This is a genomic window from Streptomyces sp. NPDC020422, assembly GCF_044386705.1.
Taxonomy (GTDB): Bacteria; Actinomycetota; Actinomycetes; order Streptomycetales; family Streptomycetaceae; genus Streptomyces.
Genome location: NZ_JBIRVJ010000007.1, coordinates 274,429 through 294,889 on the forward strand (window position 1 = coordinate 274,429; position 20,461 = coordinate 294,889).

Annotated in this window: 22 protein-coding genes; 11 read left to right on the top strand and 11 right to left on the bottom strand. The window is 73.1% G+C overall.

Annotated elements, in window-relative coordinates; genetic code table 11:
* Positions 1-29: 29 nt before the first annotated feature.
* The 3 genes from ACH414_RS20845 to ACH414_RS20855 all read right to left on the bottom strand — a co-directional run bounded on the left by ACH414_RS20845 (position 30) and on the right by ACH414_RS20855 (position 2,312).
* The gene (locus tag ACH414_RS20845) at positions 30-1,004 is read right to left on the bottom strand and encodes an acyl-ACP desaturase (protein WP_382536761.1); all 975 of its coding nucleotides are present in this window, start codon (positions 1,002-1,004) and stop codon (positions 30-32) included.
* A 225-nt stretch (positions 1,005-1,229) separates the two neighbouring features.
* Complete coding sequence (locus tag ACH414_RS20850; protein ID WP_386567540.1) at positions 1,230-1,448, bottom strand: hypothetical protein; 219 nt, start codon at positions 1,446-1,448, stop codon at positions 1,230-1,232.
* A 12-nt stretch (positions 1,449-1,460) separates the two neighbouring features.
* Positions 1,461-2,312 (bottom strand): helix-turn-helix domain-containing protein, encoded by an 852-nt coding sequence (locus tag ACH414_RS20855; protein ID WP_398942834.1) that lies wholly within the window; start codon positions 2,310-2,312, stop codon positions 1,461-1,463.
* A gap of 274 nt (positions 2,313-2,586) precedes the next feature.
* On the opposite strand from ACH414_RS20855, the gene ACH414_RS20860 reads away from it, so the two are divergent.
* Complete coding sequence (locus ACH414_RS20860; RefSeq protein ID WP_391767897.1) at positions 2,587-2,967, top strand: ATP-binding protein; 381 nt, start codon at positions 2,587-2,589, stop codon at positions 2,965-2,967.
* On the opposite strand, the gene ACH414_RS20865 is transcribed toward ACH414_RS20860, so the two are convergent.
* The 3 genes from ACH414_RS20865 to ACH414_RS20875 all read right to left on the bottom strand — a co-directional run bounded on the left by ACH414_RS20865 (position 2,953) and on the right by ACH414_RS20875 (position 5,945).
* A complete protein-coding gene (locus tag ACH414_RS20865; RefSeq protein WP_398942836.1) occupies positions 2,953-4,635 on the bottom strand; it encodes an ABC-F family ATP-binding cassette domain-containing protein in 1,683 nt (560 codons plus the stop codon). The two genes, ACH414_RS20860 and ACH414_RS20865, sit on opposite strands and share 15 nt — an antisense overlap.
* 301 nt (positions 4,636-4,936) lie before the next feature.
* Positions 4,937-5,353, bottom strand: coding sequence for an SsgA family sporulation/cell division regulator (locus ACH414_RS20870; RefSeq protein WP_382536748.1), 417 nt, complete (start codon positions 5,351-5,353; stop codon positions 4,937-4,939).
* 130 nt (positions 5,354-5,483) lie between these two features.
* Entirely contained in the window at positions 5,484-5,945 is a 462-nt protein-coding gene (locus ACH414_RS20875) for a (4Fe-4S)-binding protein (RefSeq protein ID WP_398942838.1), read from the bottom strand.
* Positions 5,946-6,020: 75 nt separating this feature from the next.
* Here ACH414_RS20875 and ACH414_RS20880 point away from each other — a divergent pair, with 75 nt between their 5' ends.
* On the top strand, positions 6,021-7,133 hold the full coding sequence (locus ACH414_RS20880; RefSeq protein ID WP_382536743.1) for a WD40/YVTN/BNR-like repeat-containing protein: 1,113 nt from the start codon (positions 6,021-6,023) through the stop codon (positions 7,131-7,133).
* Here ACH414_RS20880 and ACH414_RS20885 read toward each other — a convergent pair.
* Positions 7,130-7,429 carry a YciI family protein gene (locus tag ACH414_RS20885; protein ID WP_382536740.1) on the bottom strand — a complete coding sequence of 100 codons (300 nt, stop codon included), beginning with the start codon at positions 7,427-7,429 and terminating at the stop codon, positions 7,130-7,132. The two genes, ACH414_RS20880 and ACH414_RS20885, sit on opposite strands and share 4 nt — an antisense overlap.
* An 87-nt stretch (positions 7,430-7,516) precedes the next feature.
* Here ACH414_RS20885 and ACH414_RS20890 point away from each other — a divergent pair, with 87 nt between their 5' ends.
* Together ACH414_RS20890 and ACH414_RS20895 are read left to right on the top strand one after the other, a co-directional pair.
* The gene (locus ACH414_RS20890; RefSeq protein ID WP_398942841.1) at positions 7,517-8,212 is read left to right on the top strand and encodes an endonuclease V; all 696 of its coding nucleotides are present in this window, start codon (positions 7,517-7,519) and stop codon (positions 8,210-8,212) included.
* Between the two features lie 95 nt (positions 8,213-8,307).
* On the top strand, positions 8,308-8,697 hold the full coding sequence (locus tag ACH414_RS20895) for a VOC family protein (protein ID WP_382536735.1): 390 nt from the start codon (positions 8,308-8,310) through the stop codon (positions 8,695-8,697).
* Between the two features lie 141 nt (positions 8,698-8,838).
* Here ACH414_RS20895 and ACH414_RS20900 read toward each other — a convergent pair whose 3' ends face one another.
* Positions 8,839-10,026, bottom strand: a complete 1,188-nt coding sequence (locus ACH414_RS20900) for a saccharopine dehydrogenase family protein (protein WP_398942843.1) — start codon at positions 10,024-10,026, stop codon at positions 8,839-8,841.
* Positions 10,027-10,211: 185 nt separating this feature from the next.
* Between ACH414_RS20900 and ACH414_RS20905 the strand changes: the two genes are divergently transcribed.
* From ACH414_RS20905 to ACH414_RS20920, 4 genes are read left to right on the top strand one after another with little or no spacing between them, the layout of a single operon-like run.
* Positions 10,212-11,390, top strand: a complete 1,179-nt coding sequence (locus ACH414_RS20905; protein WP_382536729.1) for a CaiB/BaiF CoA transferase family protein — start codon at positions 10,212-10,214, stop codon at positions 11,388-11,390.
* Complete coding sequence (locus ACH414_RS20910; protein WP_382536726.1) at positions 11,387-12,538, top strand: acyl-CoA dehydrogenase family protein; 1,152 nt, start codon at positions 11,387-11,389, stop codon at positions 12,536-12,538. Before ACH414_RS20905 ends, ACH414_RS20910 begins: the two co-directional genes overlap by 4 nt.
* A 22-nt stretch (positions 12,539-12,560) precedes the next feature.
* Entirely contained in the window at positions 12,561-13,775 is a 1,215-nt protein-coding gene (locus ACH414_RS20915) for an acetyl-CoA C-acetyltransferase (protein WP_382536723.1), read from the top strand.
* Positions 13,776-13,812: 37 nt separating this feature from the next.
* Positions 13,813-15,996: a 3-hydroxyacyl-CoA dehydrogenase NAD-binding domain-containing protein gene (locus ACH414_RS20920; RefSeq protein ID WP_398942846.1), complete on the top strand. Its 2,184-nt coding sequence runs from the start codon at positions 13,813-13,815 to the stop codon at positions 15,994-15,996.
* Here ACH414_RS20920 and ACH414_RS20925 read toward each other — a convergent pair.
* Entirely contained in the window at positions 15,974-16,738 is a 765-nt protein-coding gene (locus tag ACH414_RS20925; protein ID WP_398942848.1) for a MerR family transcriptional regulator, read from the bottom strand. The two genes, ACH414_RS20920 and ACH414_RS20925, sit on opposite strands and share 23 nt — an antisense overlap.
* A 73-nt stretch (positions 16,739-16,811) precedes the next feature.
* Positions 16,812-17,294, bottom strand: coding sequence for a hypothetical protein (locus ACH414_RS20930; RefSeq protein WP_386567529.1), 483 nt, complete (start codon positions 17,292-17,294; stop codon positions 16,812-16,814).
* A gap of 248 nt (positions 17,295-17,542) precedes the next feature.
* On the opposite strand from ACH414_RS20930, the gene ACH414_RS20935 reads away from it, so the two are divergent.
* Both ACH414_RS20935 and ACH414_RS20940 read left to right on the top strand, forming a co-directional pair.
* Entirely contained in the window at positions 17,543-18,025 is a 483-nt protein-coding gene (locus ACH414_RS20935) for a macro domain-containing protein (RefSeq protein ID WP_386567527.1), read from the top strand.
* A gap of 97 nt (positions 18,026-18,122) precedes the next feature.
* Positions 18,123-18,572, top strand: a complete 450-nt coding sequence (locus ACH414_RS20940) for a hypothetical protein (RefSeq protein ID WP_382536711.1) — start codon at positions 18,123-18,125, stop codon at positions 18,570-18,572.
* A 44-nt stretch (positions 18,573-18,616) separates the two neighbouring features.
* Here the strand turns inward: ACH414_RS20940 and sph are convergent, their stop codons facing one another.
* Positions 18,617-19,621 carry a sphingomyelin phosphodiesterase gene (gene sph, locus ACH414_RS20945; protein ID WP_398942850.1) on the bottom strand — a complete coding sequence of 335 codons (1,005 nt, stop codon included), beginning with the start codon at positions 19,619-19,621 and terminating at the stop codon, positions 18,617-18,619.
* Positions 19,622-19,795: 174 nt separating this feature from the next.
* Between sph and ACH414_RS20950 the strand changes: the two genes are divergently transcribed.
* Positions 19,796-20,284 (top strand): hypothetical protein, encoded by a 489-nt coding sequence (locus tag ACH414_RS20950; RefSeq protein WP_382536706.1) that lies wholly within the window; start codon positions 19,796-19,798, stop codon positions 20,282-20,284.
* Positions 20,285-20,461 lie beyond the last annotated feature (177 nt).

The following is a 20,461-nucleotide window of genomic DNA, read 5'->3' on the forward strand; positions in this document are numbered from 1 at the left end:
CGGCCCCCGGCGTCCGTGCGGGAGCGGGCTCAGCCGGCCGCCCGCGCCGCCATCCGCGCCTTGCGCGCCGCGAGCCGCTCGTCGAACTTCGACGCCTCGCTGTCCAGGCCGTTCATGTACAGACCCAGCTCCTCCTGGGCCTTCAGCCCCTCCGGGCCGAGGCCGTCGATCTGGAGGACCTTGAGGAAGCGCAGCACCGGCTCCAGGACGTCGTCGTGGTGGATGCGCAGGTTGTAGATCTCGCCGATCGCCATCTGGGCCGCCGCGCGCTCGAAGCCGGGCATGCCGTGTCCGGGCATCCGGAAGTTGACGACCACGTCCCGCACGGCCTGCATCGTGAGGTCGGGGGCGAGCTCGAAGGCCGAGCCCAGCAGGTTGCGGTAGAAGATCATGTGCAGGTTCTCGTCGAGCGCGATGCGCGCCAGCATCCGGTCGCACACGGGGTCGCCGGACTGGTGGCCGGTGTTGCGGTGCGAGATGCGGGTGGCGAGCTCCTGGAAGGCCACGTACGCGATCGAGTGCAGCATCGAGTGCCGGTTGTCGGACTCGAAGCCCTCGCTCATGTGCGCCATGCGGAAGCGCTCCAGCTCGTCCGGGTCGACCGCCCGGGAGGCGAGCAGGTAGTCGCGCATGACGATGCCGTGCCGGCCCTCCTCCGCGGTCCAGCGGTGCACCCAGGTGCCCCAGGCGCCGTCGCGGCCGAAGAGGCTGGCGATCTCGTGGTGGTAGCTCGGGAGGTTGTCCTCGGTGAGCAGGTTCACCACGAGGGCGATGCGGCCGATGTCGGTGACCTTGGACTGCGAGCGGTCCCAGGCCTCCCCGTCCTCGAAGAAGCCGGGGAAGTTGCGGGCGTCGGACCACGGCACGTACTCGTGCGGCATCCAGTCCTTGGTGACCTTCAGGTGCCGGTTGAGCTCCCTCTCCACGACCTCTTCGAGGGCGTAGAGGAGCCGTGCGTCGGTCCACCCTGCGGAGCTGCCGAGGTGGGGAGAAGTGAGCGTCACGGGGACTCCTGGGGGCGGAGAGGGCATACGGAACTACCTACGGATTCGTAGGTTACGAGACCGTAGGTTAAAGCCCTCGTAAGGGGGTGGCCAAGCCCGCCCCGGAGATGCCCGGTCACATTCCGTCATGCGCCCAGCTCCCGCGGCCGGGGGGAGACCCAGGTCACGGCGGTCACGGCCGGTTCCGGACCCCGGGGCGGCTACGCAGAGCAGATGCCCGGGTGCTCAGAGCAGATGGTCGGCGGCGCCGGCCTTCACGGCCGAGATCAGGGCCCGCAGCGCCTCCACCGAGTCGCTGACGTACGCGTCGGGGGCGAGGGTGGAGCCGATGTAGGCGCGGCCCGAGTCGTCGAGGCCGAAGCGGAAGCAGTTGGCGCCCTCGCTGCAGAACGCCTCGTTCCAGGCGATCTCACGGGAGGCGGCGGTGCGGCCGGTGGGGTTCATGGTGGGGGTCCTTCAGAGGTCCTGAGCGATGGTGCGGATGAAGTCGCGCGACGCGGGCAGCGGCAGGCAGAGCCCCCGCAGCCGCTCCAACAGGCCGCGGTACCGCCGCAGTTGCATGTCGGTGTCGAGAAGCAGGGAACCGTGGGACGAGTCGAGTTGCACGGTGTCGAGCTGGGGCACCGGCGCGGACACATAGGTGAACGACTGTCCCGCCCCGGGGAAACCCCCCGCGGTGAAGGGGATGACGCGCACGCTGATGGTCTCCCGCTCCGAGCGCTCCAGGACGTACTCCAGCTGCGCCCGGGCGACCTTCGGACCGCCGAACTGCATGCGCAGCGCGGCCTCGTGGATCACCGCCTCGTACGACGTCGGGCGGTCCCGGTCGAGCACCTCCTGGCGGCGCAGCCGCAGCGCCACCCGTGCCTCCAGGTCGGGGCCGGGGAGCGGGGGGTCGGCCGTGTCGAAGACGGCCCGCGCATGCTCCTCGGTCTGCAGCAGGCCCGGGATGTGGGTGGTGACGGCGGTGTGCAACCCCGAGGCGTGGAACTCGAGTTCGGCGATGTCGATGAGCGCGGGCGGCAGCAGTCCGCGGTGCTGCTCCCACCAGCCGCGGTCGCGCTCCTGCGCCATGGCGGCGAGCAGGTCGACGAGTCCGGTGTCGGGGCAGCCGTAGTTGAAGGCGAGGGTGCGCACCCGCTCCGGGCTGATGCCGAAGCGCCCCGACTCGATGTGGGGGATCCGGGTGCGGTCGACGCCCAGGAGCGCGGCGGCCTGCTGGGCCGACATGCCGGACTGTTCGCGGAGTTTGCGCAGCTCGTGTCCGAGTCGTTGCTGGCGCGCGGTCGGGGTGCTCCTAGGCGGCACGGTGTCCTCCCCCTTCGGCTCCGGGCTGAGGTCCGGAGAAATGGCCCGGAATGACACAAGTGCGAGCGTCTACTGCCAAGTAGTAGCACTGTGCTCCGGTCGTACGCTACGGTCGGTAGCGCAAGTCTCACACGGGGCAATCGTGTTCGACGTGTGAGCACCCCCACACGCAAGGAAATGTGAGCAAAAACCGATGAAGGGCGCACTGCGTTGCCTCCCGTCCGCCGTAGCGGCCGGCCCCATACCTCCCGCAACGGAGAACCTCAGCTACTCGATGCTCCTCCCCGGGGGCGCCTACTGTGCCGGACTGGCCCGTGACTCCATCCGCGCCCTGCTGACCCGCCACGGACTCGGCGCACTCGCCGAGACCGCCGTCCTCGCCGCCTCGGAGCTCGTCTCCACCGCCTATCGCTTCACCCCGGACCGCGAGATGGTCCTGCGGGTGCGCTGGCAGTTCGACGCCCTGCGGATCGTGCTCTACGACCAGCACCCAGCCCATCCCACACCGGCCGCGGCCGACGAATGCCGCGACCGCCGCAGCCGCAGCATGTGGCTGCTGGCCGCGGCGGTCGAGGCGCAGGGCGGCGACTGGGGACTCGCCCCCGTGCTCACACCCGGCGGCGGCACCAAGTCCTGGGCGTTACTGCACCGCTAGCGTCCGCGCGGCCGGGACCGTTCCCGGCTCCCGCGCCCGCCACCCCTCCCGTACGGCCTCGGCCGTCGTCGGCCGCAGCTCACCGTCGAGCAGCAGCCAGCGGGTGATCCCCAGCGACTCGAGGAACGGCACGTCGTGGCTCGCCACGACCAGCGCACCCTCGTACGCGTCGAGCGCGGCCGTCAGGCTCCTGACCGACGCCAGGTCCAGATTGTTGGTCGGCTCGTCCAGCATCAGCAGCTGCGGCGCCGGCTCGGCGAGCAGCAGCGCCGCCAGCGTCGCACGGAACCGCTCGCCGCCGGACAGCGTGCCCACCGGCCGATCGGCCCGCGCGCCCCGGAACAGGAACCGGGCGAGCCGCGCCCTGATCGCGTTGACCGTCGCACCCGGTGCCATCCGGGCCACGTTCTCCACCACGCTCAGCTCGTCGTCCAGCACATCGAGCCGCTGCGGGAGGAACCGCAGCGGGACCCGCGCCACCGCCTCTCCCGCGACCGGTTCGAGCTCGCCCGCGAGCGTCCGCAGCAGCGTCGTCTTCCCGGCCCCGTTCCGGCCGACCAACGCCACCCGCTCCGGGCCCCGCAGCTCGAACTCCCCGGCGACCCGGGCCCCGTACCGCAGCCGGAGGTCGCGCAGCAGCAGCACCTCCCGGCCCGGCGGCACCGTCGTGTACGGCAGCTCGACCCGGATCCCCTCGTCGTCCCGCACCGCCTCCACCGCCACGTCGAGCCGGGCCCGCGCCTCGGCGAGCCGCTCCGCGTGCAGATGCCGGTGCTTGCCCGCCGACACCTCGGCCTGGGACCGCCGGTTGTTCGCGACGACCTTGGGCACCACCTTGTTCTCCGCGCTCTTCTGCGCGTAGCGCCTGCGCCGCGCCAACTTCATCTGAGCGTCCGACAGTTCGCGCCTCTGACGCTGGACGTCGGCCTCCGCGACCCGCACCATGCGTTCGGCCGCCTCCTGTTCGGCGGCCAGCGCCGCCCGGTAGTCGGACCAGGCGCCGCCGTACCAGGCGACCTCGCCGTCGCGCAGATCGGCGATCTGGTCGACCCGCTCCAGGAGCTCCCGGTCGTGGCTGACCACGACGAGCACCCCGGACCAGGCGTCCACCGCCTCGTACAGCCGGCGCCGGGCGAACAGGTCCAGGTTGTTGGTCGGCTCGTCGAGCAGCAGCACGTCCGGCCGGGCGAGCAGCAGCGCGGCCAGCCGCAGCAGCACCGTCTCACCGCCGGAGACCTCGCCGACGGTCCGGTCGAGCCCGATGTGCCCGAGGCCGAGCTGGTCGAGCACGACCCGGCCCCGCTCCTCGACGTCCCAGTCGTCGCCGACGGCCGCGAAGTGCTCCGCGGCCGTGTCGCCCGCCTCGATGGCGTGCAGGGCGGCGCGGGTCCGGTCGATCCCGAGGACCCGGTCGACCCGCAGCCCGGTGCGCAGCACGAGGTTCTGCGGGAGGTGGCCGACCTCGCCGGCGACACGGACCGTGCCCGCGGTCGGGACGAGCTCGCCGGCGATCAGCCTGAGCAGGGTGGACTTCCCGGAGCCGTTCGGACCGACGAGGCCGGTCCTGCCGGGGCCCACGGTGAGCCGGAAGTCGTCGAGGACTCCGGTCCCGTCGGGCCAGGAGAAGGAGAGGGACGTGCAGGTGACGAAGGTGGGGCGGGGCGCCATGAGAGCCTCCCGGTGTGGCGTGCGTGGACTGGGGCAACGCGGGAGACACCGGGGCGCGGCTGGGATCGCGAGGAGCGGGGCAGCACTCGTACGCCGAGGTCGAGAAAGGCACACGCGGCGGCCGGGGGCGGCGCGCGCGGCACGGTGTCTCGGGGCCTCAGACGTACAACGGCCTTCTCCGATCAGGGCGACTACAGGGCCAGGTCGGACGTTACGGACGGGCCGGGGGAGTCCGCAAACGATTTACGCCGGGCGTGGGGCGGACGGGCGTGCGTGCGGGCACTCCCGCGCGCAGGTGTGCCTAGGGGCGCTCCTCCAGGAGCCGGCCGAGGTTCCCCTCCCAGTCGAGGTAGTGGTGCTCGCGCCCCCGCGGCACCAGATGCTGGGAGGCCTCCAGGAAGCTGCGCAGCTCGGAGGTGCGCACATGGACCATCGCGACGCCCTCGGGCGCGTGGAACTCCACCACGGTCCGGTCGTAGCCGTACGGACGCAGCCGTACGTCGCCGAGGCCCGCGGGCCCCTCGACGCCCTGCGCGAGCAGCTCGCGCGCGAAGGCCCAGGACACCTCCACGCCCTCCAGGGTCGCGGGCGGCGGGAAGGCCATGCTCACCGCGAACGGATCCTCGCGGTCGTAGCGGAGTGTGGCGGCGACGCTCTCCATGCGGGGCTCGGACGCGACCAGACGGGCCTGGACGGCCTGCTCGATGACGGTGGACAAGGGCCAGCCTCCTGTTGCGCGGCTACGTTCTCCTGGTCTCCCTGACACCAGAAGAGACGAACCGCGGGGCCGGATCGTGCACTGCGGGGGTACGTGAGCTGTGTCACCGCCCCCGCCGGCCCGTCCCCCGTCACCGGTTGCCGGTCTCGTCGAAGACCTCGAAGTCGCCGCCCGCGCAGGGGCCGGAGTGGTCGCAGTACGGCTGGTTCCCCGAGGAGCCGCAGCCGCACAGCACCGCGCGCGTCTCGCGCCGCACCTCCGCCTCGCCGCGGACGAGGACGTCGCCGCGGAGCAGGATCCGGCCGTCGGGGGCGCGCCGCACCGTGGTGGGCACGTCGCCGGGCTCGGCGGAACCGTCCGCCGGGCGGTACTGGAGCGCCCCGGAGGGGCAGCGGCGGACGATCTCGGCGACCAGGTCGGGGGCGGCCTGGTCGGGCTGCACCCAGGGGCGTTTCGCCAGGTCGAAGACGCCCGGCAGGCCCTGGAGACACTCGGCCGCGTGGAGACAGCGGCGCGGTTCGTAGGTGACGGTGATGCCCTCGCCGTCGTACTCCTTGATCCGCGGCTGTTCCTCGGCCGTGGGTTCGGTCATACGACCAGCCTAGGAAGGGGCGGCGGGGCACGCACCCTGGACGGGATCTTCGCGGGTGGGCTAGCTTCCGGCGCCATGACGTCCATGGGGAGCAAGAGACGAAAGACGGCGGTGGGACTGGCCGCGGCGGCGCTGGCCCTGACCCTGGGGGCCCCGGCGCAGGCGGCGCCCGGCCACGGGACCGGCCATGAGCCCGCCGGGTGGCGGCTCACCCGGACCGACACCGACGCGCGCTTCCGCGGTCTCGCCGCGGTCAGCCGGTCGGTCGCCTGGGCGGCCGGCTCCAAGGGCACCGTGCTGCGCACCACCGACGGGGGGAAGAGCTGGCGAAACGTCTCCCCGGCCGGGGCGGCGGAGCTGGAGTTCCGCGACGTGGAAGCCTTCGACGCCCGGCGCGCCGTGGTCCTCGCGATCGGCGAGGGGGAGGCCTCCCGGGTCCTGCGCACCGAGGACGGCGGGGCGACCTGGACCGAGTCCTTCCGCAACACCGATCCGCGGGCCTTCTACGACTGCATGACCTTCTTCGACCACCGGCACGGACTGGCCGTGAGCGACCCCGTGGACGGGAAGTACCGCATCCTGTCGACCCGCGACGGCGGCCGGTCCTGGGAGGTCCTGCCCGACGCGGGCATGCCGGCCGCGCTGCCCGGCGAGGCCGCGTTCGCGGCGAGCGGCCAGTGCCTGGTCTCCGCGGGCCCGAAGGACGTGTGGCTCGCGACCGGCGGCGGGGCCGCCGGGAGGGTCCTGCACTCCTCGGACCGCGGCCTGAACTGGACCGTCACGGACACCACCGTCCCCGCAGGGGAGGGCGCCAAGGGCGTCTTCGGGCTCGCCTTCCGCGACCGGTCCCACGGCATCGCGGTCGGCGGCGACTACCGCAAGGACCAGCCCTCGCCGCGGGCCGCCGCCGTCACCGGCGACGCGGGCCGCACCTGGACGGCCTCCGCGACCCCGCCGCCCGCCTACCGCTCGGGCGTCGCCTGGCTGCCGCACCGCCGGTCCGCGGCCCTCGCGGTCGGCCCCACCGGCACGGACCTCACCACGGACGGCGGCCGCACCTGGCGCACGGTCGACACCGGCTCGTACGACACCGTCGACTGCGCCGCCGACGGCGCCTGCTGGGCCTCCGGCGAGAAGGGCCGGATCGCCCGGCTCGACCGCCGGGCCGGCGCCGGGCAGGGCGCCTAGGCGGGCAACTCCTCGCGGAAGGGCTCCAGTTCACCGGCCGTCTTGGTCGCGTAGAACTCGGTGATCCGGTACGCGCAGACGCCCCCGACGCTGAACGGGTCGGTCGCCGCGATCTCCTCGATCTCCGCGCGGCCGACCCCGGCGGCCAGGATCACCCCGCCGTCCCGCGGGTTCTTGCGCCCGGAGGCGAGGAACACGCCGGCCGCGTACTGCGCGTCCAGCCACTCGACGTGGGCGTCGAGCAGCGCGTCGACCCGCTCGACGGGGGCGGTGTAGGTGAGCTCCAGTACGAACATGACCGGCAGGCTACCGGCGGCCCGGCGTCCGGCCGCCGGTGGGGTGCCGGCGGTCGCGGGACGCCGGCGGCCGTAGGGTGCCGACCCATGACGATCATCGAGATTCCCCAGGGGTGGCCCGCCGACGAGGACGCGGCCCGGGCGGTGCAGGAGGAGCTGCGCCGGCGGCTCGTGACGGACGAGGAGGGGCCCGAGGCCGGGACGGGGAACGTCACCGGCCTCGACGTCGCCTACGACGACGAGCGGGACCTGGTCGCCGCCGCGGCCGTCGTGCTCGACGGACGGACCCTGGAGGTGGTGGAGGAGGCCACCGCCGTCGGGCGGGTGTCGTTCCCCTATGTGCCGGGACTGCTCGCCTTCCGCGAGATCCCGACCGTGCTCGCCGCGCTCGGCGGGCTCACCGCCGACCCCGGACTGCTCGTCTGCGACGGCTACGGGATCGCGCACCCCCGCCGCTTCGGACTCGCCAGCCATCTCGGCGTGCTCACCGGACGGCCCTCGATCGGCGTCGCGAAGAACCCGTTCACCTTCACCTACGAAGAACCCGGCGCCGCCCGGGGCGAGTTCGCCGCGCTGGTCGCCGAGGGCGAGACCGTCGGCCGCGCGGTGCGCACCCGCGCGGGGGTCAAGCCGGTCTTCGTCTCCGTCGGCCACCGGGTCTCGCTGGACCGTGCCTGTGCCCACACCCTGCGTCTCACCCCCCGCTTCCGCCTGCCCGAGACCACCCGGCACGCGGACGCCCTGTGCCGCCGGGCCCTCGCGCGGGCCCTGGCGGGGGAGTGAGCACGGGGCATGAGCACGAGGACCCTGGGGCGCGTGGGGCGCCTGAGTACGAGTACGGATACCGGGACGGCCCCGGGGGCGGCACAGTGTGGGACATGACAAGCCCCGGTGCGATCGGCACCCTGCAGTGCGTCGTCCTCGACTGCCCCGACGTCATGGAACTCGCCGCGTTCTACCAGGCGTTGCTCGGCGGCGAGATCAACCGCCCCGACCCCCAGTGGGCCGTGGGCGACGCCTGGGCCACGCTCCACGGCGCCTCCGGTGCGCCCGTGCTCGCCTTCCAGGGCGTGGCCGACCACCGGCCGCCGGTCTGGGGTGCGCCCGAGCAGCAGATCCACATCGACGTACGGGTCCAGGACCTGGACGCCGCCCACGAGGCGGTGCTCGCCCTCGGAGCCTGGCCGCTGGACGCGGGCGAGGGCGAGCGGTCCTGGCGGATCTACGCCGACCCGGCCGGTCACCCCTTCTGCCTCGTGCGGCACTGACCCGAGGCGTGCCCCCCGGGGGAGGGGGCGGTGCCCGGCCGGTGGCCAGGGGCTCGCCCGCGGCGGTCGGCGCCAGGGCGGCGGCGGTCGGCCGGGGGTCCGCGGCCGTCGGCGGCCGTCGGCCCGAGGGGTCCTCGGCCGTCAGCCGGCGTACGCCACCCGGAAGCGCAGCCCCGCCGCCCGCAGCCGTCCGAGCAGCGCGTCGCCCATCGCGACCGCCGTCGTGACCTGCCCGGCGGTCTTCGGCAGCTCGTCATGGGCGAGGCAGAGCGCCGATTCGGCCAGCATCTTCGCCGTCTCGTCGTAGCCCGGGTCGCCGCCCGACACCTCCGTGAAGACGCGCCGGCCACCGCCCTCTCCGACGAAGCGGACCGAGAACCAGCTCCGCGCCCGCCGTTCGGGGCTCGGACCCCGGCCCGGCTCGTAACGGTCCATCAGCCAGGCGCGCACCAAAGGGAGTTGGGCCGCGAGCACGCCCGTGCCCACCGCCGCCGCGCCGCCGAGCGCCATCGGCAGGGTCTTCACCGAGGCGTAGTGGCGGTAGCGGAAGTCCGGCCCGTACCGTTCGAGCGCCGCCGCCGAGCGCGCCACCACCTGGGGGTCGAGCGTGGGCAGCGGCAGCGCCCAGGTGCCGGTCTCGCGGCTGAACCGCGGCCCGCCCAGCGGCGCGTGGGCCCGCCGGGTCACCAGCCGCGGCTCGTGGAGCCGCCGCTCGTGCGCGGCGCGCAGGATCTGCCGGCCGCGGCCGAAGGCGGTCAGGGCGGAGGCGAAGGTGCCGCCGGAGAAGACCGCGCCGGCCCGGACGAAGCCGTCGACGCGCAGCGGCACCCCTTCCGGCAGCTGCCGCACGGTGAAGTAGACGCCCAGGTCGTGCGGGACGGAGTCGAAGCCGCAGGCATGCACCAGGCGGGCGCCGGTCTCCCGGGCGCGGGCGTCGTACCGCACGTACATCCGGTCGACGAACTCCGCCTCGCCGGTCAGGTCCACATAGTCGGTCCCGGCCTCCGCGCAGGCCGCCACCAGGCCCTCGCCGTACCAGACGTAGGGGCCGACGGTGCTCGCCACCACCCGGGCCGAACCGGCCAGTTCGCGCAGCGCGTCCGCGTCCGCGGAGTCGGCGAGGACCAGCGGCAGGCCGGCGCAGTGCGCCCACCGTCCGGCGAGCCGGTCCCGCAGGGCGGTGAGCTTCTCCCGGCTGCGGCCGGCGAGCGCCCAGCGGCACCCGGCCGGCGCGTGCTCGGCCAGATACTCCGCGGTGAGCTCGCCCACGAACCCGGTCGCCCCGAAGAGAACCACGTCGTACGGCCGTCCGGCCGCCCCTGTCTCCATCCCACCCAGCCCCTCGGTCTGCGCCCGCGCCGTCCCCCGGCGCGGATGTCGTCGGCGGACTCTAGCGGATCCACGCTCGGCGCAATTTCCAAGCGCTTGCTCGGCTCGGGGGCTTGTGCCGAGTGGAACGCGTTCCTAGCATCTCCGGTGTTACATCATCACTGTCACACACCTCTGGGGGCCCGATGACCACACCGCGCCACGCCCGCCCCGGCCCGCTCCGTGGAGTCCGGGTGGTGGAGCTCGCGGGCATCGGTCCCGGCCCCTTCGCGGCCATGCTCCTCGCCGACCTCGGTGCCGACGTCGTCCGCGTCGACCGGCCCGGCGGAGCCGCCCTCGGCATCGACCCGGCGCGCGACCTCACCAACCGCAACAAGCGCTCCGTCCTCGTCGACCTCAAGGCGGACGGCGGCCCGGAGACCGTGCTGGACCTGGTGGCCCGCGCGGACGTCCTCATCGAGGGCTACCGCCCCGGCGTCGCCGAACGCCTCGGCATCGGCCCCGAGCCCTGCCTGGCCCGCAACCCGCGGCTCGTCTACGGCCGGATGACCGGCTGGGGCCAGAGCGGGCCGCTCGCCCCCACCGCCGGACACGACATCGCGTACCTCGCCGTCACCGGCACCCTCGGCATGATCGGGCCCGACCCGGACGGCCCGCCCACCGTCCCCGCCAACCTGCTCGGCGACTACGCGGGCGGCTCCCTCTACCTCGTCATCGGCGTCCTCGCCGCCCTCCGGCACGCGCGCGAGCACGGCGAGGGCCAGGTCGTCGACGCCGCCATCGTCGACGGCGCCGCCCACCTCGCCACGATGATCCACGGGATGCTCGGCGCCGGCGCCTGGCAGGACCGGCGCGGCGTCAACCTGCTCGACGGCGGCTGCCCCTTCTACGGCACCTATGGGACCGCCGACGGCGGACACATGGCGGTCGGCGCCCTGGAGCCGGGCTTCTACGCGGAGTTCGCCCGCCTGCTCGGCCTCGAGGAGGCCTTCCCGGCCCGCAACGACCTCGCCCGCTGGCCCGAGCTGCGCGCCGCGATCGCCGCGCGCTTCCGCACCCGGACCAGGGCGGAGTGGACGGCCGTCTTCGAGGGCACCGACGCCTGCGTGGCCCCCGTGCTCTCGCTGCGCGAGGCGCCCGGCCACCCGCACCTCGCCGCCCGCGGCACCTTCGTCGAGCACGAGGGGCTGGTCCAGCCCGCCCCCGCGCCCCGCTTCTCCGCCACCCCCGGCGCGGTCCGCGGCGCACCCGCGAGACCCGGGGCCGACTCCGACGAGGTCGCCCGCGACTGGGCCGTGCCCGCCCTCCTGTCCGACCCTCCGGACCCGTCCGACGCCAGCGCCGCCAAGGAGCCCTCCGCATGAAGCGCCAGCTCTACACCGCCGACCACGAGGCCTTCCGCGAGACCGTCCGCGCCTTCCTCGCCAAGGAGGTCCTGCCCCACTACGACCGGTGGGAGAAGGACGGCATCGTCTCCCGCGAGGTCTGGCGCGCCGCCGGCCGGCAGGGCCTGCTCGGCCTCGCCGTCGACGAGGAGTACGGAGGCGGCGGCACCCGGGACTTCCGCTACAGCGTCGTCCTCGCCGAGGAGTTCACCCGCGCCGGCACCCCCGGACTCGCCATCGGGCTGCACAACGACATCATCGGCCCCTACCTCACCTCGCTCGCCACCGAGGAGCAGAAGCGGCGCTGGCTGCCCGGCTTCTGCAGCGGCGAGCTCGTCACCGCCATCGCCATGACCGAACCCGGCGCCGGCTCCGACCTCCAGGCCATCCGCACCACCGCCGAGGACCACGGGGACCACTGGATCCTCAACGGCTCCAAGACCTTCATCTCCAACGGCATCCTCGCCGACCTGGTGATCGTCGTCGCCAAGACCACCCCCGAGGGCGGCGCCCACGGCCTCTCCCTGCTCGTCGTCGAACGCGGCGCGGAGGGCTTCGAACGCGGCCGCAACCTCGACAAGATCGGCCAGAAGGCCCAGGACACCGCCGAGCTCTTCTTCACCGACGTACGCGTCCCCAAGGAGAACCTGCTCGGCGATCTCGACGGCGCCTTCCTCCACCTGATGACCAACCTCGCCCAGGAGCGGCTCGCCATCGCCGTGGCCGCGATAGCCGGCGCCGAGCACCTCCTGGAGCTCACCACCACCTACGTCAAGGAGCGCGAGGCGTTCGGGCGGCCGCTCGCGAAGCTCCAGCACGTCCGCTTCGAGATCGCGGAGATGGCCACCGAGTGCGCCGTCACCCGCACCTTCGTCGACCGCTGCGTCGAGGAGCACACCCAGCCGGGCGGGCCCGGACTCGACGCCGTACACGCCTCCATGGCCAAGTGGTGGGCGACCGAACTCCAGAAGCGGGTCGCCGACCGGTGTCTGCAACTGCACGGCGGATACGGCTACATGAGCGAATTCCCGGTGGCCAGGGCCTTCACGGACGGCCGCATCCAGACCATCTACGGCGGGACGACCGAGATCATGAAGGAGATCATCGGCCGTTCCCTGCTCGCCTGACCCTCATGCGAAAGGCAACATCGTGACCACCGAAGCGTACGTCTACGACGCTATCCGCACCCCGCGCGGCCGCGGCAAGGCCAACGGGAGCCTGCACGGCACCAAGCCGATCGACCTGGTCGTCGGCCTCATCCACGAGATCCGCGCCCGTTTCCCCGGACTCGACCCGGCCGCCATCGACGACATCGTCCTCGGCGTCGTCGGCCCGGTCGGCGACCAGGGCTCCGACATCGCCCGCATCGCCGCCATCGCCGCCGGACTGCCCGACACCGTGGCCGGAGTCCAGGAGAACCGCTTCTGCGCCTCCGGCCTGGAAGCCGTCAACATGGCCGCGATGAAGGTCCGCTCCGGCTGGGAGGACCTCGTCCTGGCCGGCGGCGTCGAGTCCATGTCCCGGGTGCCGATGGCCTCCGACGGCGGCGCCTGGTTCGCCGACCCGATGACCAACATCGCCACCAACTTCGTCCCCCAGGGCATCGGCGCCGACCTCATCGCCACCATCGAGGGCTTCACCCGCCGCGACGTCGACGAGTACGCCGCCCTCTCCCAGGAGCGCGCCGCCGCGGCCTGGAAGGACGGGCGCTTCGACCGCTCCGTCGTGCCCGTCAAGGACCGCGCGGGCCTGACCGTCCTCGACCACGACGAGCACCTGCGCCCCGGCACCACCGCCGACTCCCTGGCGCGGCTCAAGCCCTCCTTCGCCGACATCGGCGAGCTCGGCGGCTTCGACGCCGTCGCGCTGCAGAAGTACCACTGGATCGAGGAGATCGACCACGTCCACCACGCCGGCAACTCCTCCGGCATCGTCGACGGCGCCTCGCTGGTCGCCATCGGCTCCAAGGCGGTCGGCGAGCGCTACGGGCTCACCCCGCGCGCCCGGATCGTCGCGGCGGCCGTCTCGGGCTCCGAGCCCACCATCATGCTCACCGGCCCGGCCCCGGCCGCCCGCAAGGCGCTCGCCAAGGCCGGTCTCACCATCGACGACATGGACCTGATCGAGATCAACGAGGCCTTCGCCGCCGTCGTCCTGCGCTTCGCCAAGGACATGGGCGTCTCCCTCGACAGGATCAACGTCAACGGCGGCGCCATCGCCCTCGGCCACCCGCTCGGCGCCACCGGCGCGATGATCCTCGGCACGCTCGTCGACGAGCTGGAGCGCCAGGACAAGCGCTACGGCCTCGCCACGCTCTGCGTCGGCGGCGGCATGGGCATCGCCACCATCGTCGAGCGCGTCTGACCGCCCGGTCCGAACCCCCTTACGGAGAAGCATCAGCATGAGCGAGAGCACCACGATCCGCTGGGAGCAGGACGAGACCGGTGTCGTCACCCTCGTCCTCGACGACCCCAACCAGTCCGCGAACACCATGAACCAGGCCTTCCGGGCCTCCATCAAGGCGATCGCCGAGCGCGCGGTGGCCGAGAAGGACTCGATCCGCGGCATCATCTACACCTCCGCGAAGAAGACCTTCTTCGCCGGTGGCGACCTGAAGGACATGATCAAGGCCGGTCCCGAGGACGCCCGGGTCATCTTCGACTCGGCCATCGAGATCAAGGACGCGCTGCGCCGCATCGAGACCCTCGGCAAGCCCGTCGTCGCCGCGATCAACGGCGCCGCGCTCGGCGGCGGCTACGAGATCGCGCTCGCCTCCCACCACCGGATCGCCCTCGACGCCCCCGGCTCCAAGATCGGCCTGCCCGAGGTCACCCTGGGCCTGCTGCCCGGCGGCGGCGGGGTCGCCCGCACCGTACGCCTCATGGGCATCACCGACGCGCTGTTGAAGGTGCTGCTCCAGGGCACCCAGTACAACCCGCAGCGCGCCCTCGACAACGGCCTAGTCCACGAGCTGGCCGCGAGCCCCGAGGAGATGCTCGCCAAGGCCCGCGCCTTCATCGACGCGCATCCCGAGTCCCAGCAGCCCTGGGACGTGCCCGGCTACAAGATCCCCGGCGGCACCCCGTCGAACCCGCGGTTCGCCGCCAATCTTCCGGCCTTCCCCGCCAACCTGCGCAAGCAGCTGGGCGGCGCCCCTTACCCCGCGCCGCGCAACATCATGGCGGCGGCCGTCGAGGGCTCCCAGGTCGACTTCGAGACGGCGCTCACCATCGAGAGCCGGTACTTCACCGAGCTGGTCACCGGGCAGACCGCGAAGAACATGATCCAGGCGTTCTTCTTCGACCTGCAGGCCGTCAACTCCGGAGCCAACCGGCCCCAGGGCGTCGAGGCGCGCAAGGTCCGCAAGGTCGCCGTGCTCGGCGCGGGCATGATGGGCGCCGGCATCGCGTACTCGTGCGCCCGCGCGGGCATCGAGGTCGTCCTCAAGGACGTCTCCGCCGAATCCGCCGCCAAGGGCAAGGCGTACTCCGAGAAGCTCTGCGCCAAGGCGGTCGCCAAGGGCCGCACCACCCAGGAGAAGGCCGACGCCCTGCTCGCCCTGATCACCCCGACCGGGGACGTCGCCGACCTGGCGGGCTGCGACGCCGTCATCGAGGCGGTCTTCGAGGACACGGCGCTCAAGCACAAGGTGTTCCAGGAGATCCAGCACGTCGTCGAGCCCGACGCGCTGCTGTGCTCCAACACCTCCACGCTGCCCATCACGGTCCTCGCGGAGGGCGTGGAGCGGCAGGCGGACTTCATCGGCCTGCACTTCTTCTCGCCCGTCGACAAGATGCCGCTCGTCGAGATCATCAAGGGCGAGCGGACCGGCGACGAGGCGCTGGCCCGCGCCTTCGACCTGGTCCGCCAGATCAACAAGACCCCGATCGTGGTGAACGACTCGCGCGGCTTCTTCACCTCCCGCGTCATCGGCCACTTCATCAACGAGGGCGTCGCCATGGTCGGCGAGGGCGCCGAGCCCGCCTCCGTGGAGCAGGCCGCTGCCCAGGCCGGCTACCCGGCGAAGGTCCTCTCCCTGATGGACGAGCTGACCCTCACCCTGCCGCGCAAGATCCGCAACGAGACGCGCAAGGCGATCGAGGAGGCGGGCGGCACCTGGACCTCCCACCCGGGCGAGCTGGTGATCGACCGCATGGTCGACGAGTTCGGCCGCACCGGCCGCAGCGGCGGCGCGGGCTTCTACGACTACACGGAGGACGGCAAGCGCGCGAAGCTCTGGCCGGGGCTGCGCGAGCACTTCACCAAGCCCGAGACCGACATCCCCTTCCGGGACATGCAGGAGCGCATGCTCTTCGCGGAGGCGCTGGACACCGTCCGGCTCCTGGAGGAGGGCGTGCTGACCTCGGTCGCGGACGCCAACATCGGCTCCATCCTGGGCATCGGCTTCCCGGCGTGGACCGGCGGAGTGCTCCAGTACATCAACGGGTACGAGGGCGGGGTCGCCGGCTTCGTCGCACGCGCCCGCGAGCTGGCGGCGACCTACGGCGAGCGCTTCACCCCGCCGGCCCTGCTCCTGGAGAAGGCCGAGCGGGGGGAGACCTTCACGGACGCGGCGGCGTCCTGAACGCGGCCCTCAGCTCCTCGCTGAGGGACCGCTGAAAGGCCGTGACGAGGGCCTGGATCACCATCGGCTGCATGTGCGCCGAGAGCGACTTCATCGCCGTCAGGTGATCCGGGTCCTCCCCGCTCTCCCGGTACGGGCTCCACACCTGCTCCCGGAAGAGCCGGGCCAGCTCCTGCGCGGCGGCGCGGGCGTGCTCCAGGAGCACGGTCCGGGAGGCCAGGATCGTCTCGTGCTCGATGGGCACGTCGAGCAGCTCGACCCCGAGCCGCAACAGCGACCCGTCCAGCCGGAACACGTCCGGGTCGGCCCCCCTGTCGAGCACCCCCATGGCGGCCAGCCGGTCCACGTCCCGGTCCGCGAGGGACCGCCCGGCCCGGCGCTCCAGCTCCTGCCGTGTGATCTCCTCGGCCGACTCGGGCGCCCACGCGGCGACGAGCGCCCGGTGCACGGCCAGGTCCTGCGCGCTGAGGTCGGCCGGCAGCTGCTCCAGATACCGCTCGATCGCGGCCAGCGTCATCCCCTGCCGCCGCAGCTCCTCGATCAACGCGAGCCGCGACAGATGCCCGGCCCCGTACCACCCGACCCGCCGCGCCCCGATGACCGGAGGCGGCAGGAGCCCCCGCGTCCCGTAGAACCGCACGGTCCGCACGGTCACCCCGGCCCGCGCGGCCAACCCGTCGACGGTGTAGACGGGCCCCTCAGCCTGCCCCTCGCCCTGCTGATCGCCGCTCGCCTGCTCCATGGTTGAACAGTATTGCTGTCTCACCGGGCTTGTAAAAGAGTGGGCGCAGCAGGGGCGCCGGCGCGGGTTCCGATCAGTGGCGCCGCTCTCGCGGGCGTCGGGCGCGGACGCGGCGCACGTGCCTCGCCGTCACCGCCGCCGGGAGACCGGCCAGAAGGAGGGACAGCCCCACGGGGAGCACCCCCGCCCAGACGGACGGGGAGACGTACGCGGTGCCGGACGCACCGTCCACCAGCCACGCGCGGACCGGTGGCGAGCCGAGGTCGCCCTCGACGGGGACCTCGAACGACGAGCCGCCGCCGTCCGGGGTGAAGGCGCCCGAGCAGGACGTCGACGTTCCCGCGTTGGCCACGGTGTTGTCGTACGTCCGGCAGTCGGCTTCGGTCACGGTGCCGGGTTCGCCCCACAGCGCCGCCCGCGGCTCGGCGGTGAAGTTCGTCAGCACGACGCACGCGAGAATCAGTCCGACCAGACAGGCCAGCGCCGGCCAGGGGGCCGGTCCGACCTCCGCCGCGCCGCTCCGCTGCCCGTCCGGAACGTGCCCACCCTCGCTCATCCCCACCCCCGGATCGCCGACGAACCTCCATGGTGACCGACACAGGCACCCGGTCACAGCGCTGAGCCGAACGAGTCTTTCCCGCTGCGTTCCGGGTCCCGTCCGAGCGGGCGGAGGCTCGGCCGGCTGCTCGACGCCGCCGGCCACAAGGCCGCGATCGGCGCGTAGGCGACCGCCCGGAGGGCTGCCCCCGCGGGAGCCCTTCCCGGACGGCGTGCTCTGTCAGTGGTGGCTCGTACGGTGGGTCCATGAGTGCGATCGAGTACGTACGGGGGGACGCCACCGCGCCGCGGGGCAAGGGCGTCAAGATCGTCGCGCACGTCTGCAACGACCTGGGCGGCTGGGGGAAGGGCTTCGTCCTCGCGGTCTCGGCCCGGTGGCCGGAGCCGGAGGCGGCGTACCGGCGGTGGCACCGGGGGCGGGCGGGGAACGACTTCGGGCTCGGCGCGGCCCAGTTCGTGCGGGTGGAGCCGTACGTCTGGGTGGCCAACCTGGTCGGGCAGCGGGGGATGCGTACCGGCCGGAGCAGCGGGGTTCCGGTGCGGTACGAGGCGATCGACGCGGCGCTCGGGCTGCTCGCGGAGCGGGCGGTGGAGCTGGGGGCCTCCGTGCACATGCCGCGGATCGGCTGCGGGCTCGCCGGGGGCACGTGGTCGAGGGTCGAGCCGCTGATCGTGGAGCGGCTGGTCGCTCGGGGGATATCGGTCACCGTGTACGACTTCGGGGCGTGACCGGTCGGTCGGCGGGGGACCCCGGCGGGGGACGGGGTGGGCGGGGCGCTAGAGTCATGCGCCTGTTCGAATACGGGCGTATGGCAGGGGGAGCGGTATGCAGGCGCAACTCAGGGAGAAGGCAGCCGAGTTGGCCGCAGTGCTCTGGAAGGAGCACACCATCTACCGGGAGCGCGGTGGCGGCGTGGTGATCCGGGGCGAGCACGTCCGGCGGTGGATCAGTCTGGCGCCCACCGGAGGCAGGGACCAGGCCTTGGTGCGGGCCGGGCGGATCCTCGACGGGGGGACGACGGCGCCGGCGCGGCTCGAGGCCGTGGTGGACCTGACGGCGGGGACGGCGGAGCTGGCCACCGTCTGCCGGCGGCTGCTCGCCGAGACGGCCGCCGACGCGGGGCCCGCCCCCTCGCCCCGTCCCGCGCGGGCGCCCCGGGCGCCCCGGCCGCCGCGGAAGGGGCGGCACACGGGGTTCGGGTCGTGGGTGGCCCTGATCTGCGTCGCCGGGGTCGTCGGCCTCTGGGCCTACAGCGTCTTCGGGCACGTCTATTAGAGGGGAGCGGGGGCGCCGCCCCCGCCGCCCCGCCCCCTGTGCGGTCAGTTCGTCGCGTAGGCCGTGACCGGGTAGTGGTCGGACAGGTTCGTGTACGTGTAGCTCTTGCCCCAGCTGGTCACGGTCCAGGGCGCGCTCTGCTCAAGGACCACGTTGTTCGTCCAGCCCGCCGGGCGCGCGTTCCCGGCCCGGTAGAGGACGTAGTCCAGGTCCTCGCGCGGGTCGGTCGGGTAGCGGTAGTTCGCGATCGAGTTCAGCTGGGTGTCGAAGGAGTACGCGTGCCCGGTGCGGGCGTCCGCGCCGACCAGGTCCGCGTCGGCGAGCATCGTCGCGTACTCGGGCGTGTGCGAGTCCACGTTCATGTCGCCCGCGACGATCACCTCCTCGTTCGCCGGGATGTTCTTGCCGTCGAGGAAGGCGTCGATCGTCCGGAACTGGCGGCTGCGCATCTGCGCCGCCTCGCCCGCCGAGCAGCCCGGGTCGGTGGACTGCGCGTGTGTGCCGACGACGTGCACCTTGGTGCCGTTGACGTCGAGGACCGCGTAGACGAACCCCTTGTTCGAGTACCAGTCGGCGCCGCACGCGTCCTTGTAGACGTACTGCTCCTCGCGGACGACCGGCCACTTGCTGAGCAGCGTCACGCCGCCGTCCTCCGGCGTGGTGGCCGAGTAGGCACCGCCGGTGGCGTCCCAGCCCGTCTTGGAGCGGCCCACGACCGGGGTCTGGTACGGGTACTGCGCGGCGGCGTTCGCCTTGAGCGCGTCCGAGGCGGAGTTGTCGAAGGCCTCCTGGAGCACCACGACGTCGTTGCCCTGGAAGAAGGACGCGGCGGGGATCGCGGCCGCGCGGTGGTCCTGGCCCCAGTTCGGGTAGAGCGTCTTGGAGAACAGGAAGGTGTTGTACGTCAGCACCTTCAGGCGCGGGGTCGCGGCCACGGCGTCGGCGGCGGAGGCGGCCGAGGCGGTCGGCGCGACCGCCGTGAGGGTGGCGGCGGCGAGCGCGACGGACAGGGCTGCGCCGGGAAGACGGCGGAGCGTGGCGAACGGCACTGATAACTCCCGTGGAAGTATGGGGGGTTGGAGGACCGGCGCCGCACATCAAATCAGCCGTGGTTACCTTCCGGTAGCCATTGGGTGCCGCGAATCTTGCGCGACTCGCACGAGCGCGCCAACTCTCGCCCATCAGTCCGAATTGCCGCTTTTGCGACCAGGTAGGATGCGCCCATGACCCTCGCGCAGAACTCGCAGATCTTCGACATGGACCTCGGTCCGCTCAACCCGGTGTGGGCCGAGCTCATCATCGGCTTCGTGATCTTCGGCATCACCTTCCTGATCCTCGCCAAGGGGATCCTCCCGAAGATCAACCGCACCCTCACCGAGCGTGAGGACGCCATCGAAGGCGGCACCGAGCGCGCCGACGACCTGCGCAGCGAGGCCACCGCGATCCGCGAGCAGTACGAGGCCGAGCTCGCCGAGGCCCGCCACGACGCCGCCCGCATCCGCTCCCAGGCCACCGAGGAGGGCGCGGCCGCCATCGCCGCCGCCCGCGCCGAGGGCCTGCGTGAGCGCGAGGCCATCCTGGCCGCCGGTGCCGAGCGCATCGCCGTCGAGCGCGAGGCCGCCGAGCGCGAGCTCTCCGCCGACGTCGACGCCTGGGCCCGTGCCCTGGCCGGCCGGATCGTCGGCGAGCCGGTCGGCGCCGACCGCGCCTGACGCACCGCGCGCACGTCCGTACGGGGCCGCGCCCCGGGCCCACCGGCCCGGGACGCGGCCCCGCGTCATGTCCGCCCTTGCCCGTCCGGGCGCGGCCGGGCAGCCTGAGAAGCGAGAGGGAGAGGAAGACGGCGTGACGGAGCGCATCGAGCGCGAGACGGAGCCCCGGGCCGGACG